Source organism: Rhodoferax sp. (assembly GCF_028715765.1).
GTDB lineage: Bacteria > Pseudomonadota > Gammaproteobacteria > Burkholderiales > Burkholderiaceae_C > Rhodoferax.
Genome location: NZ_JAQURE010000004.1, coordinates 83,690 through 98,123, shown reverse-complemented (window position 1 = coordinate 98,123; position 14,434 = coordinate 83,690). Strand labels below are relative to the sequence as shown.

At 59.8% G+C, this 14,434-nt stretch carries 12 protein-coding genes; 6 read left to right on the top strand and 6 right to left on the bottom strand.

Annotation, left to right across the window (positions count from 1 at the left end; genetic code table 11):
• Nucleotides 1–13 precede the first annotated feature (13 nt).
• The gene (locus tag PHT20_RS02750) at nucleotides 14–1,219 is read right to left on the bottom strand and encodes a RimK family alpha-L-glutamate ligase (protein ID WP_301019321.1); all 1,206 of its coding nucleotides are present in this window, start codon (nucleotides 1,217–1,219) and stop codon (nucleotides 14–16) included.
• A gap of 29 nt (nucleotides 1,220–1,248) precedes the next feature.
• Nucleotides 1,249–2,712, bottom strand: a complete 1,464-nt coding sequence (locus PHT20_RS02745) for a pyridoxal-dependent decarboxylase (protein ID WP_301019320.1) — start codon at nucleotides 2,710–2,712, stop codon at nucleotides 1,249–1,251.
• A 215-nt stretch (nucleotides 2,713–2,927) separates the two neighbouring features.
• Here PHT20_RS02745 and PHT20_RS02740 point away from each other — a divergent pair, with 215 nt between their 5' ends.
• Nucleotides 2,928–3,545 (top strand): hypothetical protein, encoded by a 618-nt coding sequence (locus tag PHT20_RS02740; RefSeq protein ID WP_301019319.1) that lies wholly within the window; start codon nucleotides 2,928–2,930, stop codon nucleotides 3,543–3,545.
• A gap of 16 nt (nucleotides 3,546–3,561) precedes the next feature.
• A complete protein-coding gene (locus PHT20_RS02735) occupies nucleotides 3,562–4,821 on the top strand; it encodes an FAD-dependent oxidoreductase (RefSeq protein WP_301019318.1) in 1,260 nt (419 codons plus the stop codon).
• Between the two features lie 19 nt (nucleotides 4,822–4,840).
• Here the strand turns inward: PHT20_RS02735 and PHT20_RS02730 are convergent, their stop codons facing one another.
• Nucleotides 4,841–6,331 (bottom strand): PLP-dependent aminotransferase family protein, encoded by a 1,491-nt coding sequence (locus PHT20_RS02730; RefSeq protein ID WP_301019317.1) that lies wholly within the window; start codon nucleotides 6,329–6,331, stop codon nucleotides 4,841–4,843.
• A gap of 181 nt (nucleotides 6,332–6,512) precedes the next feature.
• On the opposite strand from PHT20_RS02730, the gene PHT20_RS02725 reads away from it, so the two are divergent.
• The 4 genes from PHT20_RS02725 to PHT20_RS02710 are packed head-to-tail and all read left to right on the top strand — an operon-like array spanning nucleotide 6,513 to nucleotide 10,259.
• Nucleotides 6,513–7,124: a LysE family translocator gene (locus PHT20_RS02725; protein WP_301019316.1), complete on the top strand. Its 612-nt coding sequence runs from the start codon at nucleotides 6,513–6,515 to the stop codon at nucleotides 7,122–7,124.
• Between the two features lie 53 nt (nucleotides 7,125–7,177).
• Nucleotides 7,178–7,891, top strand: coding sequence for an aspartate/glutamate racemase family protein (locus PHT20_RS02720; RefSeq protein ID WP_301019315.1), 714 nt, complete (start codon nucleotides 7,178–7,180; stop codon nucleotides 7,889–7,891).
• A gap of 58 nt (nucleotides 7,892–7,949) precedes the next feature.
• On the top strand, nucleotides 7,950–9,245 hold the full coding sequence (locus PHT20_RS02715; protein WP_301019314.1) for a PLP-dependent aminotransferase family protein: 1,296 nt from the start codon (nucleotides 7,950–7,952) through the stop codon (nucleotides 9,243–9,245).
• A gap of 18 nt (nucleotides 9,246–9,263) precedes the next feature.
• Nucleotides 9,264–10,259, top strand: coding sequence for a PhzF family phenazine biosynthesis protein (locus tag PHT20_RS02710; protein WP_301019313.1), 996 nt, complete (start codon nucleotides 9,264–9,266; stop codon nucleotides 10,257–10,259).
• A gap of 12 nt (nucleotides 10,260–10,271) precedes the next feature.
• Here PHT20_RS02710 and PHT20_RS02705 read toward each other — a convergent pair whose 3' ends face one another.
• The 3 genes from PHT20_RS02705 to PHT20_RS02695 all read right to left on the bottom strand — a co-directional run bounded on the left by PHT20_RS02705 (nucleotide 10,272) and on the right by PHT20_RS02695 (nucleotide 14,408).
• Complete coding sequence (locus PHT20_RS02705; RefSeq protein WP_300082743.1) at nucleotides 10,272–10,760, bottom strand: VOC family protein; 489 nt, start codon at nucleotides 10,758–10,760, stop codon at nucleotides 10,272–10,274.
• Entirely contained in the window at nucleotides 10,757–12,805 is a 2,049-nt protein-coding gene (locus PHT20_RS02700) for an acetyl/propionyl/methylcrotonyl-CoA carboxylase subunit alpha (protein ID WP_301019312.1), read from the bottom strand. The genes PHT20_RS02705 and PHT20_RS02700 overlap by 4 nt, the downstream gene beginning before the upstream one ends.
• A 70-nt stretch (nucleotides 12,806–12,875) precedes the next feature.
• Entirely contained in the window at nucleotides 12,876–14,408 is a 1,533-nt protein-coding gene (locus PHT20_RS02695) for an acyl-CoA carboxylase subunit beta (RefSeq protein ID WP_301019311.1), read from the bottom strand.
• Between the last annotated feature and the right edge of the window lie 26 nt (nucleotides 14,409–14,434).

Sequence of the window (14,434 nt, the reverse complement as noted above, 5' to 3'; positions counted from 1 at the left end):
GCAGACCACACCTTCAACGCAGCCCCCCAGCACGGCGTTTGAGCATGGCTTGAAATGCCTCAAACACTTTGTTCATGGCAGGCACTTTGTAGGGAAACAGGTCTACGGGGTCCATGGAGTGCACCACCGCACCAGAGTCCACTTCAAACACAAACAAGTCGCCCGCAGCCGTTTCAGCGCAGTCCATCACCGCATAGTCCAGCCCCAACCGCGCGTGCACCTGGCTGAGCGCCTGCGCATGGCGGCGGGCAAAATCAGTCTCAAAATCACGCATAAAGGCGGCTTCTTCAGCACGTTTTTCAGCACTGTCAACCATGCCAGCGTTGAGGTAATGAATCATCCAGTGGCTCGACACCCCCATGTGCCCGGCAAATGGCACGCCGTCCACCAGCACCACCCGGTATTTGCGAAACAGGCCGTCAGCGCTTGCGTAGTCTGCATAAGATGCTATGAAAAACGTATCATCTGAGCTGCCAGCCAGGTACTGCTGCAGGGCTGCCAGATCGGCCACTTTTTCAAGCCCATGCCCAGCATGCGAATCCAGCGGGCGAATGATGAGGGGGAACGCCCCCTGTGGCAGCACCTCTTGCAGCGCGTGCTGCCCATTGCATAAGGCTTGCAGTGCCGCACGAGTGGCTTGCTTGGTGGGTGGTACATACACCCCCGGCAGGTCTTTGAGCAAGGTGTAAGCGCTCTCGCGTGAGGTGCGCAAAATGGCCTCGGGGCGCACCACCAGCGGCTTGAGCCAAGACTTCACCGCTTCCGTGAGCTGCACCAATAGCGGGTGATTTTGGCGCGTCTCCGACATGGCAATCATCACCACATCATGCTCGGGCAACTGCGTTGGCATGGGCTCGCCCGGCAGCAGGTAAAACAAGGTGAGTGAAATGTCTGCGTCTTCCAGCAAAAACGCCAACGGCGCATTGGCCATCAAGTCACCTGGCCCCATGATGGCCAGCAAGCGCACAGTGGCTAGCCGCTGCGCTGGCAATTCATAGACGCGGCTGCTGGCCAGCGCCAAGGTCAACACCGCCAGCCCCTGCTCGCGCAGGCCATGCAGCTGCAGTGCAATCGACAAGTCCATCAACGCGTTGGCGTCTTGTGGGTCGGCCTCGGCGCGCGCCTTGAAGGTTTCGGCCAGCGGCATCAAGCTGTTGCCATCGAACGCCATGCGCATCAGGCGTGCCAAACCCATCAAAGGCGGATGTGAAGGAGTCATTTGCGTGTTCTCGGTAAGTGATAAGGGCGTTATTGGGGCGTGGGGGCTGACAGTTGCCAACCCAACGCCAGCGTGGTGGCCAGCAGCACAGCGATGTCTTGGGCCTGGGTGCGGTGGTTCACAATGGCCGCGCGAATCACCACGTGGCCATCAATGGTGCTGGCCGACGGCACGGCCAGGCCTGACTCGTGCAGGCGCACCACAATCTCGTTGTTCAGGTCATTGGGGTGCTCGCCACGGTATCTGAAACACACCACGTTCAGCGCCACCGGTGCCATCAACTCCAGCTCGGGCGTGGCCAGCACCAGTGTTTTCAGGTGTTGCGCCAATGCGCAGCAGTGGTCCACCACCGCACCCAGCTGCTCAGTGCCGTGGCACATGAAGGTGAACCAGGTCTTCAACGCCCGAAAACCGCGCGACAAATCCGGCCCAAAATCGCATGGCCAGGGCGAGCCCGCAGCCAAGCCGCGGGTGTGACGCGCCAAATAAGCTGCAGGTGTGGCAAAGGTATCGAGCTGGTCAGCGCCGTTGCGCACCAAAAAATAGCCCGCGTCATAGGGCACCTGACCCCACTTGTGAAAATCCAGCGCCAGCGAATCAGCGCGTTCAATGCCTTTGAACTTGGGCGCTTGCGCCGGTGACAGCACCGCCAGTGCACCCAGTGCGCCGTCCACATGAAACCAGAGTTGCTCACGCTCGGCCAGGTCTGCCACTTGTGCCAAGGGGTCAATGGCGCCGGTGTTCACCGTGCCAGCAGAAGCCGCCACAAAAAACGGCTGCAAGCCAGCGGCGCGGTCAGCCGCAATCAACGCCGCCAAGGCGGCCACATCCATTTGCCCAAGGGCATCAACAGGCACAGTGCGCAGCGCCTGGGTGCCTAAGCCACTGATTTCCATCGCTTTGGTAATGCAACTGTGGGCGCTGCTGGCGGCATAGGCCACCAGCTGTGCGCCTTGCCCCGCAACCCCGCTGGTGCGCGAGGCGACTCCCAGCGCATGCGTGCGCGCCACCAACACCCCCAGCAAATTGGCGGTTGACGAGCCGGTGACAAACAAGCCATTGGCGCTGGCCGGGAAGCCAAACAGCTCACGCATCCACAGGCCAATTTGGCGCTCCACTTCCAGTGGCATTTGGTCGCGCCCGCCCAGATTGGCATTCAGGCCAGCTGCCAGCATCTCGGCCAACATGCCCACCGGCGTGCCACCGCCTTGCACCCAACCCATGAAAGCCGGGTGCGCATTGCCCCCGGCATAGGGCAACACCTGCGTCATGAACCGGTGGTGGGCATCGGACAGGCTGATGGCGTGTTGGGGAAGGGGCTCAGAAAACGCGCCCCGCACCGCATCGGGAATGGGTTGCCACACCGGGCGCTGGCGAATGTGTGCAATGTAGTCCAGCATGTCATCAAGCATGCGGTGACCCTGCTGGCGCAGTTCAGCCCAGTCTTGCGGGTCAAGTGAACACGGCTCAAGAGCCGCCAAGGTAGCGTGCATGGGGGTTCAATCAAAAAACCGGTATTGTCTATGCAGCTTACCGACTCTGGCCGTTGGCTTGGGCGCAAACAAGGCGGCAAAAGCCTGCCTTTTTGCAGCTTGGGTTTGGCACCACCGCCACCTACGTACAAACCAGAATTCAAAAGGCATGAAGCAAGCTTAAGATGCTTTCATAATCCAATTAATTTTTTTGCATCACCATCAGGGAGTCGTTCATGATGCTTCTTAAAAACAAGCGTTTCAAGCGCTTGATTCGTTGTTTGACTGTGTTGACTGCCGTCTGTGCGCTGTCGCCCGCAGCTTCGGCCGCACCTGCCAGCGCAGAGATGTTGGTCAATGCCTGCTTTTCCTGCCACGGCACCGTTGGCAACAGCGCGGGCTTGACGTTGCCCAACCTGGCGGGCACACCCAAACAGATCATTCTGGATGCCATGCAAGAGTTCAAAGCCGGTGACCGCGCCTCAAGCCTGATGGGGCGCATTGCTCAAGGTTATAGCGACGCAGATTTTGGGGTCATGGCTGATTTTTTCAGCGCCCAAAAACCACAGCCCCATGCCCAACAGCTTGATGCCACCAAAGTCGCTTTGGGTGCCACGTTGGTAGAAAAGAACTGTGCCGAATGCCACATCACCCAAGGCCGCCGCGCGTCAGATGATCCGCCCGTGCTGTCTGGGCAATGGCTGGGTTTTTTGCAGCTGCAAATGAAGTTGTACACCGAACGCGCGCGCAAGATGCCCCTGCGCATGGCGGCCAAAGTGCAAAACCTGGCACCCCCGGAGTTAGATGCCATCTTGAGCTATTACGCCAGCCAAAACCCGGCACTCATCAAGTAACCCAGCAGCTTTTGCCATGAACATCCAACGCAGACAATTCATTCAATGGGCCGGTGCCAGCAGCGCCTTGGCTGGTGTTTCCACGTGGGCACAAAGCACGCCCAGCCGCCGGGTGGTGGTGGTGGGTGGTGGTTTTGGTGGCACGCTGGCGGCCAAAACCTTGCGCCTGCAAGACCCCAGCCTGGAGGTGATGCTGATCGAGCCTCACGAGCAATATGTGGCCTTCCCCTCCGCCAACCTCTACCTGGCGGGCTTGCTGCCTGACCTGCGCCCGCTGACCTTGCGCTACAACAGCTTGGCCAGCCAGCACGGCATCAAGCTGATTCATGACACGGTGAGCAGCATTCAGCCTGACATCAAAGCACTCAAACTCACCGGCAAAACCCTCCATTACGACCGTCTGATTTTGTCGCCAGGGGTAGGGCTGCGCCTGGATGGTTTGCCCGGTTACAACCCTGCCAGTACGCCCAAAACCATGCCTCACGCCTGGACCGATGGCGCCCAAACCGAGCTGCTGCGCCAGCAGCTGCAGGCCATGCCCGACGGCGGCACGGTGCTGCTGAGCATTCCGCTGCCGCCGCTGCGCTACCCCGTAGGGGCCTATGAGCGTGCCTGCATGATCGCGTTGTATTTGCAGCAAGCCAAGCCCAAGTCCAAGCTCATCGTGCTCGATGCCAACCCCGAGCCGCTGGCGCACAGCGCGTTGTTCAAAACCATCTGGGAAAAGCAGTTTGCCAATGTGCTGGAGTACCGTGGTGGCCAAACCATCTCTGCCGTCAATGATGCTGATCGCAGCCTCACCCTCAACGGCGGCGAGGTCATCAAAGGCGCCGTGGTCAACCTGATCCCGCCCCAGCGCGCCGCCAGGATTGCGCTGATCACTGGCTTGGCCGGTGCCAACAAAGCCTGGTGCCCGGTGCATGCCAATACCTTTGAGTCGGTGGTTCACCCAGGCATTCACGTCATTGGCGACGCCTGCCAAGCGGGCGACATGCCCAAGTCGGGCTTTGCCGCCAACAGCCAGGCCAAAATTTGCGCCCTGAACCTGGTGGCACTGATGAACGGCAAAGAAGTCATGACCTCAACCGCCCTGGACACCAGCTTCAGCCAAGTCAACGCCAGCCAAGCCATCAGCCAGATTGGCCACTACACCCCCCAGGACGACAAACTGGTGGCTGTACCCAACGTGGGCGGCGCCTCCACGCAGCCGTCAGAGGCCGAGTCGCTCTACCGCGCCAGCTGGGTGAAAAATATCTTGACTGAAATGTCGAGCTGACTCACACCCTCTTAGGGCTTTACAAGCCCTTACGCGCCAGCTCGGCACGCGCTGCTTCAAACACCTGCCAAAACTGCGCATCTTGCGTGGTGCAAAAGTTGATACGCATCAGCGTGCTGGGGGCGTGGTTGGCATGAAACAAAGCGCCAGGAGCCAGCAAGTAGCCCACATCCAGCATGCGCAGCGCCAATTTGTCAGTATCCACGCCGGTGTCAACCCAACCAAACAAACCCGCTGGGGGTGAGGCAAACTGGCAACCCGCCTGCAGCGCCAGCGCCACACTGCGGCTGCGCGCCAGGTCTAGCCGGGTGCGCAGTTGCAAGGCGTGGCGGCGCAGTTGGCCTTGGGTCATGCACCAGGCCAGTGCTTTCTCAAACAAGGCCGGGGTAGTCAGGGTGCCCAGCAGCTTGGTGTCAAGCAAGCGCTCGACCAGCCGCGGTGGCGCGGCCAGGTAGCCCACGCGCCAGCCAGGTGCCAAAATTTTGGCAAACCCGCTGACATAAATGCTGCGCTCCAGACCATCCAACGCGCACACCCGGGTGGCGTGGTCTGGGGCAATGTGGCTGTAAGTGTCATCCTCCACCACCTCAAACGCATAACGGTGCGCCAGTTGCAACACCCGGTGCGCATGCGCTGCACTCAAGCAATAGCCGGTGGGGTTGTGAAACACACTCACGCTGACAAACAGTTTGGGCTGGTGCAGCTCACACATGCGCGCCATCACCTCCAGGTCAGGCCCCTCAACACCCCGCGGCACAGGCAAGATGCGCATGCCCAAGGCATCCAACCGGGCAAATTCAACCGCCCAGCCGGGTTCTTCGACCATCACACAGTCGCCCGGGCGCAGCAGCGTGCGGCTGATGATGTCCAGCGCATGCGTGGCGCCCAGCGTGGTGATGACCTGACCCGCACCCGCCGCAATGCCAAGGGTGTTCAGCCGCGCCGCCACGGCCTCACGCAAGCTCACATCACCCGCTGGCTCACCATAGTGCAACGATGCGGCGTTGAGCGCAGAAGTTGTGCAAAAGCGCCGCAATGCCGCCGCCATGAAGTTCGACGCCAGCCACTCTGACGGAAACGCCCCCATGCCAGGTTGCGCACGCCCACCTGGTGCGTAGAACATGCCACGAATCAGCGCTGCAGCGTCCACGGGCACATGGGGCAAAACAGGGGGCAAGTCCAGTGGCAACGCACCCACTGCGCTGTGTTGCGCTGCAGAGATAAGCCCACTTGCTTCGTTTTCAATAGCTGCTAGCGCTTGTACGACGGGCGGTAGAGCCTGATTTCTTGTATAAAACCCACGGTTTTTCTGCGCCTCGATCAGCCCTTGCGCCAGCAAGCGGTCATAGGCTGCCACCACCGTGCTGGGGCTCACACCCTGCTGCTGCGCGCACTGGCGTACCGAGGGCAAGCGCGTGCCAGGTGCCAGCAAGCGCGAGCGAATGCGCTGGGCAAACCGCTCAGCCAGTTGTTGTGCCAGCGGCTGCGCCGCAGATTTCACCAAAGTCATCAAGTTCTCCCGGGCAATGCTGCCCTATCGCTAGCCGCGTGGCGGCTTTGCACCCAATCGCATCTGTATCACCCACACACACCATACAGTTTAGAAAATTGTTCACAAAACTGTACTGTCAGTGTATTGGTATTTTGGCTACAGTGTGTGACATGAACAACGTAACTGCTACATCACGCCCATGAACACCAGCGAACTCTCAGCACTCCTGATGCTGTGCACTGCGGTGAGCTTTACGCCGGGGCCCAACACCACGCTGTCAACCGCATTGGCTGCCAACTTAGGGTTGCGCCGCGCCCTGCACTTTGTGCTGGCAGTGCCGGTGGGCTGGGGGCTGCTGCTCTCGCTGTGTGCCAGCGGTGTGGGGGCGCTGGTGGTGGGCGTGCCTGCGCTGCGCTGGGGCGTCAAGCTGTTGGGCGTGGGCTATTTGCTCTGGCTGGCTTGGCAGTTGTGGCACGCACACACGCTGGCTCAGGCCAGTAACCGCCAACTCAACGTGACGTTTTGGCAAGGCGTACTGCTGCAGTTTTTGAACATCAAGGCCTGGATGCTGGCACTCACCGTGGTGGCAGGTTGGCTGGCTGGGCGCACTGACATGGGTGCGCGGTTTGCCGTGGTGCTGCCGCTGCTGCTGGGTTTTGCCCTGGCCAGCAACCTGACTTATGCACTGGTGGGTACCGGCTTGCGCAACTGGCTGGCAGACGCGCAACACGGCGGGCGCAGGCTGCTGTGGTTTAACCGCAGCATGGCACTGGTGCTGCTGGTCACGGCACTTTGGATGGCCACCCTTTGACTTTTTACATAACAAATTGGCCTCTAGCCCTTATCAATAAAGCGTGAAAAGCTATGAAAAACAATGCACTCTACCTCAAAACCCTGGGCTTGATCGGCGGCATGAGCTGGGAATCAACCGTGCCCTATTACCAAATCATCAACCGCACCATCCAAGCCAAACTGGGCGGGCTGCACTCGGCCAAGCTGCTGTTACACAGCGTGGACTTTGCCGACATAGCCGAGCTTCAACGCAGCAACCAGTGGGACAAAGCCGCCGTGCAGCTCACCACCATCGCGCAAAACCTGGCCCATGCTGGCGCGCAGGCGCTGGTGATTTGCACCAACACCATGCACAAGCTGGCCGATGAAGTCCAAGCCGGCATCCCCATCCCGTTGCTGCACATTGCCGACCCCACCGCACAGGCCATCAAGGCGGCTGGGTTTCACACCGTGGGGCTGCTGGGCACCCGCTTCACCATGGAGCAAGACTTTTACCGCAGCCGGCTGGAAAACACCCATGGCCTGACGGTGTTGACGCCACCCCAGCCTGAGCGCGACGCTGTGCACCGCATCATTTTTGACGAGCTGTGCTTGGGCAAAGTGCAAGACGCCTCCCGCCACGCGTACCAACAGATCATCGCCAACCTGCAAGCGCAAGGTGCGCAAGCTGTCATTCTGGGCTGCACCGAAATCGCCATGCTGGTTCGTCCACAAGATTGCGCCGTGCCGCTGTTTGACACCACCACATTGCATGCCACACATGCTGCACGCTGGGCCATGGCGTGAACCTGTAAGCGTTTAACTTCCCCCACCCAGGCTTGCGTTCGAACACCAAAGGAAACCCATGAACACCCCCACCTCCCCCTGGCAGCTGGCACGCCGCGCCGCGCGCATGAACCCGTCGGTGATCCGCGAAATTCTCAAGGTCACTGAACGCCCCGGCATCATCAGTTTTGCCGGTGGCCTGCCCTCACCCAAAACTTTTCCGGTGGCCGAGTTTGAGGCCGCCTGCGCCAAAGTCTTGAGGGACGACCCGGCGGGTGCCCTGCAATACGCCGCCAGCGAGGGCTTTGGCCCGTTGCGCGAGCAGGTGGCGGCCATGCTGCCCTGGCCGGTTGACCCGGCGCAGGTGCTGATCACCACTGGCAGCCAGCAGGGTCTGGACCTGGTGGCCAAGGTGTTGGTGGATGCAGAGAGCAAAATTTTGGTTGAATCGCCCACCTACCTGGGCGCGGTGATGGCGTTCATGCCAATGGAACCCAACGTGGTCAGCGTGGCCAGTGACGAGCATGGCGTGGTGATTGACGACCTGCAGCAAGCGCTGCTGGCCGGGTCAGATAGGGGGCTGAGTCCAAATTCTGCTTCGCAGATATTGGAATCTGACCCCAATTTACCCCGGTTTTTGTACGTGCTGCCCAACTTTCAGAACCCCACCGGCCACACCATGACCGAAGCGCGCCGCGCGGCGTTGAGCGCCCTGGCTCTTGAGCGTGGCCTGCCGCTGATTGAAGACAATCCTTATGGCGACCTGTGGTTTGATGCACCGCCCCCTGCGCCGCTGACCGCCCGCAACCCCGAGGGCTGCATCTACCTGGGCTCGTTTTCCAAAGTGCTGGCGCCCGGCCTGCGGCTGGGGTTTGTGGTGGCACCCCAAGCGGTATACCCCAAACTGCTGCAAGCCAAACAAGCCGCCGACCTGCACAGCCCCGGTTTCAACCAGCGCATGGTTTCAGAGGTGATGAAAGACGGTTTTCTGGAGCGCCACGTGCCCACCATTCGCGCCCTGTACAAGTCGCAGCGCGATGCCATGCTGGCGGCGCTGGCCACACACTTTGGCGCCATGCCCTCAGCTGCTGAAAACAACGCCACGGCTCTTGACCAGCGCCTGACCTGGAACACCCCGGCCGGTGGCATGTTTTTGTGGGCGCGCCTGCCTCGTGGCATGAATGCGGTAGATGTGCTCCCGTTTGCTGTGGCACAAGGCGTGGCATTTGTGCCTGGCGCGCCGTTTTACGCCGACCACGGGGATGAACGCACCCTGCGCCTGAGCTTTGTGACCCCCAGCGTGGAAGAAATTCACCGCGGAGTGGCAGCGCTGGCAGTGGCGCTGAAGTCGTATGCTGCAACTTTAAAGTGTTAGGTTTCGATGAAAACATCCATGACAAAACCACGCCCCTTCAAACAAGTCGACGTCTTCACCGACACGCCCTACCTGGGCAACCCGCTGGCCGTGGTGCTGGACGGCACCGGTCTGGACACGGACGACATGCAGCACTTTGCCCACTGGACGAACCTGTCAGAAACCACTTTCTTGCTGCCGCCCACACCGCAAGCCGTTGCAGCGGGTGCTGACTACCAGGTTCGCATCTTCACTCCGGCCTATGAAATGCCGTTTGCCGGGCACCCCACGCTGGGCAGCTGCCACGCCTGGCTGGAAGCGGGAGGCCAACCCAAACACCCTGAATTCATCGTGCAGCAATGTCCGGTGGGGCTGGTGCGCATTCGTCACAACGTCAAACCCTTGGCGTTTGCCGCGCCGGCTCTGAGCCGCAGCCAGCCCAACCCTGACACACTGGCTGACCTGGTGGCGGCGTTGGGGTTGAACACCACCCAAGTGGTCGCCGCCCAGCACCTGACCAACGGTCCACGCCACTTTGGCATGCTTTTGGATAACGTTCAGGCAATTGAAAACTTGTCACCCCAGCCTGACGCGTTGCGTGCCGCCATGCTGGCCGCAGGCATCAGCGGCATTGGCGTGGCAGCACACCACGCCCCTCAGACGACCGGAGCATTGATCAAACGCTCCAACCGCGAAGCACGCGCCTTTGGTCAACGCGCCGAACTTGATGAACCGGCTCAGGTCGAACGGCTTGCGCTTGATCAGCCCCACCCCCTTGCCATGCCGCCCAGTATGACGGTGCGTTTCTTTTTTGACACCGGCGTCTCGGTGCTGGAAGACCCGGTGACGGGCAGTTTCAACGCCAGCCTGGCGCAGTGGCTGATGGCGGACGGGCTGGCACCAACCCACTATGTAGCCACCCAAGGCAGCCAGCTTGGCCGCTGTGGGCAAGTGCACCTGACCCAAGATGCCACCGAGCAGGTTTGGGTAGGCGGCGAATGTGTCACCTGCATCGATGGCACCGTGCGCTTATGAATGCTACAAAAATCAGCCGGCCAGCCTGGCAAATGCCGCCACCACTTCGGGCGGGGCTTGCACCAGCTCGATGAGCACACCTTCACCTGCAATGGGAAACTCGTCATTGGCTTTGGGGTGCAAAAAACAGATGTCAAACCCAGCCGCACCCTTGCGAATGCCGCCGGGTGCAAAGCGCACGCCTTGCGCTGTGAGCCAGGTCACCGCTTGGGGCAGGTCGTCAATCCACAGCCCCACGTGGTTCAGCGGGGTGGCGTGCACGGCTGGTTTTTTGTCGGCATCCACAGGCTGCATCAAGTCAACTTCCACCTTGAAAGGGCCAACGCCCATGGCGCAAATGTCTTCGTCGACATTTTCACGCTCGCTTTGAAAGGTGCCCGTCACTTCCAGCCCCAGCATGTTGACCCACAGCTCTTTGAGCTTGGCCTTGTTGGTGCCGCCAATGGCAATTTGCTGGATGCCCAGCACTTTGAAGGGGCGTTGCAAGGTAGCGCCGCTCATGCAAACTCCACAATCGGCTGGTCTACGGTCAAGCTCTCGCCCTTGGCAGCGAGCACCTTGCCCACCACGCCGTCGGCGGCGGCAAACAGCACGTTTTCCATCTTCATGGCTTCAATCACGGCCACGCGCTCACCGGCCTGCACTTTTTGCCCCACTTGCACCGCCACGTCTACCAGCAAACCCGGCATGGGCGAGAGCACATAGCGGCTCATGTCTGGCGGCGCTTTGAATGGCATCAAGGTGTGCAACTCGGCCATGCGTTTGGACACCACCAGCACGTCTATGCGGGTGCCGTTGTGCTGCAAGCGCAGCGCCAGTGGGTTTTTGGGCGTGCCACGCTCCACTTGGGCAGTGAACGGCGTACCGTTGACCGTGCCAGTGATACAAATCTCATTGAGCCGTGAATCACTACAAATTTCATAGCTACTTGCGCCTATTTTGATGCGCGCAAAGCCGGTTTTGCCTGCAAATTCATCGACATGCACCGGGGTGTAGGCATTGGTGCCGCTTTCGCCCAAAGAGACCACCACATAGTCGCTGCCAATGTTGACGGCATAACCAGGCAACTGCCCGGTGAGGCTGGCAGCGCGTTCGCGTGACTTGCGGCGCACAAAAGCCGCCAGCGCCAGCATGAACTGCGGGTCTTCGTGCGGCACGTCTTCAGCCTTGAAACCGTGGGCATAGTGCTCGGCAATGAACCCGGTGTTGAAGTTGCCTGCCACAAACTTGGGGTGCGCCAGCAACGCTGCCTGGAACGGGATGTTGCTGCTGATGCCGCGAATGACAAAACCGTTGAGCGCTTCGCGCATCTTGGCAATGGCGTCCAACCGGTCGGTGCCATGCACGATCAGCTTGGCGATCATCGAGTCGTAATACATCGGAATTTCGCCACCGTCTTGCACGCCGGTGTCAACCCGCACCCCCAGCCAGTCGGTGGTGTTGGCTTGCGCCATGGTTTGTGCTGGTGGGGCAAAACGCACCAGGCGACCGGTGGAGGGCAAGAAGTTGCGAAACGGGTCTTCGGCGTTGATGCGGCACTCCATGGCCCAGCCGTTGCGTTTGACCTCGGCTTGGGTCATGGGCAGTTTTTCGCCGGCCGCCACACGGATCATCAGCTCCACCAAGTCGAGCCCGGTGATGCATTCAGTGACCGGGTGCTCCACCTGCAGGCGGGTGTTCATTTCCAGAAAGTAGAAAGACTGGTCTTTGCCAACCACAAACTCCACCGTGCCAGCGCTTTGGTACTTGACCGCTTTGGCCAGCGCCACGGCTTGCTCGCCCATGGCTTTGCGGGTGGCATCGCTGATGAACGGGCTGGGGGCTTCTTCAATCACTTTTTGGTGACGGCGCTGAATGGAACATTCCCGCTCATTGAGGTAAACCACGTTGCCAAAGCTGTCGCCAATGAGTTGAATCTCAATGTGGCGGGGCTCTTCCACAAACTTTTCGACAAACACGCGGTCGTCGCCAAAACTGTTGCGGGCTTCGTTGCGGCAGCTGGTGAAGCCCTCGAACGCTTCTTTGTCGTTATAGGCCACACGCAAACCCTTGCCACCGCCGCCGGCGCTGGCTTTGATCATGACCGGGTAACCAATGCCCTGGGCAATTTCCACGGCTTTTTCAGCGGTTTCAATGGCGCTGTTGACGCCGGGAATGCAATTGACACCGGCACTGCCAGCGAGTTTTTTGGACTCGATCTTGTCGCCCATGGCGGCCATGGAGTAGTGCTTGGGGCCGATGAAGACAATGCCTTCTTCTTCCACACGTTTGGCAAAATCGGCGTTTTCGCTCAAAAAGCCGTAGCCAGGGTGCAGTGCCTCGGCACCGGTCTGCTTGCAGGCAGCAATGATTTTGTCAGCCACCAAATAGCTTTCGCGGCTGGGGGCCGGGCCAATGTTGACAGCTTCGTCGGCCAGCAGCACAAAGCGGGCATCTTTGTCGGCATCGGAATACACCGCCACGGTTTGGATACCCATTTTTTTCGCCGTGGTGATGACACGGCAAGCGATCTCGCCACGGTTGGCGATCAGGATTTTTTTAAACATGTTGTTTTTCCTAGAATGTTGAGGACAGAGCTGGTTCACTTCGTGTAACTGCGGTCTGTCCCGCAATGACTTACAAAGGGATATTGCCGTGTTTGCGCCAGGGGTTCTCAAGCTTTTTGTCCTTGAGCATCACCAGGCTGCGGCAAATGCGTTTGCGGGTTTCGTGCGGCTGAATCACGTCGTCAATGAAGCCACGGCTACCCGCCACAAACGGGTTGGCAAAGCGGGCTTTGTATTCAGCTTCTTTGGCGGCCAGTTTTTCGGGGTCGCCCTTGTCTTCGCGGAAGATGATTTCCACCGCGCCCTTGGCACCCATCACCGCGATTTCGGCGTTGGGCCAGGCAAAGTTCACATCGCCGCGCAGGTGTTTGGAGCTCATCACGTCATAGGCACCGCCATAGGCCTTGCGCGTGATGACGGTGATTTTGGGCACGGTGCATTCGGCATAGGCATAAAGCAGCTTGGCGCCATGTTTGATGATGCCGCCGTATTCTTGCGCCGTGCCGGGCATGAAGCCAGGCACATCGACAAAGGTCAGCACCGGGATGTTGAACGCGTCGCAAAAGCGCACAAACCGTGCGGCTTTGATGCTGCTCTTGATGTCCAAGCACCCAGCCAACACCAGCGGCTGGTTCGCCACAATGCCCACGGTTTGGCCGTCCATGCGCGCGAAACCGATCAGGATGTTTTTGGCGTACTCGGGTTGCAGTTCAAAAAAGTCGCCATCGTCAACGGTTTTAAGAATCAGCTCCTTCATGTCGTAGGGCTTGTTGGCGTTGTCTGGCACCAGGGTGTCCAGACTGCGATCCAGGCGGCCAGCGGGGTCGCCACTTTGGCGCACTGGGGCTTTTTCGCGGTTGTTCAGGGGCAGGTAGTTGTAGAGACGGCGCAGCATCAACAGCGCTTCCACATCGTTCTCAAAGGCCAAGTCGGCCACACCGCTTTTGGTGGTGTGGCTGACGGCGCCGCCCAGCTCTTCAGCGGTGACCTCTTCATGCGTCACGGTTTTCACCACCTCTGGCCCGGTGACAAACATGTAGCTGCTGTCTTTAACCATGAAAATGAAGTCGGTCATGGCTGGGCTGTAGACCGCGCCACCGGCTGACGGGCCCATGATCATGCTGATTTGTGGCACCACGCCGCTGGCCATGACGTTGCGCTGAAACACGTCAGCGTAACCACCGAGCGAGGCCACGCCTTCTTGAATGCGTGCGCCACCCGAGTCGTTCAGGCCAATCACCGGGGCGCCCACTTTCATGGCTTGATCCATGATTTTGCAAATTTTTTCGGCATGGGCTTCGCTCAAGGCACCACCAAACACAGTGAAGTCTTGGCTGAACACAAACACCAAGCGGCCGTTGATCATGCCGTAGCCAGTGACCACGCCATCGCCTGGAATTTTGTTGTCTTGCATGCCAAAGTCTGAGCAACGGTGCTCGACAAACATGTCCCATTCTTCAAAAGTGCCTTCGTCCAGCAACACTTCAAGCCGCTCGCGGGCGGTGAGCTTGCCTTTTTTGTGCTGTGCGTCAATGCGCTTCTGGCCTCCGCCCAGTCGGGCAAGCTGGCGCTTTTTGTCTAGTTGTTCAAGGATGTCATGCATGGTAGGTGTCCTTCTCGGGTCGACTG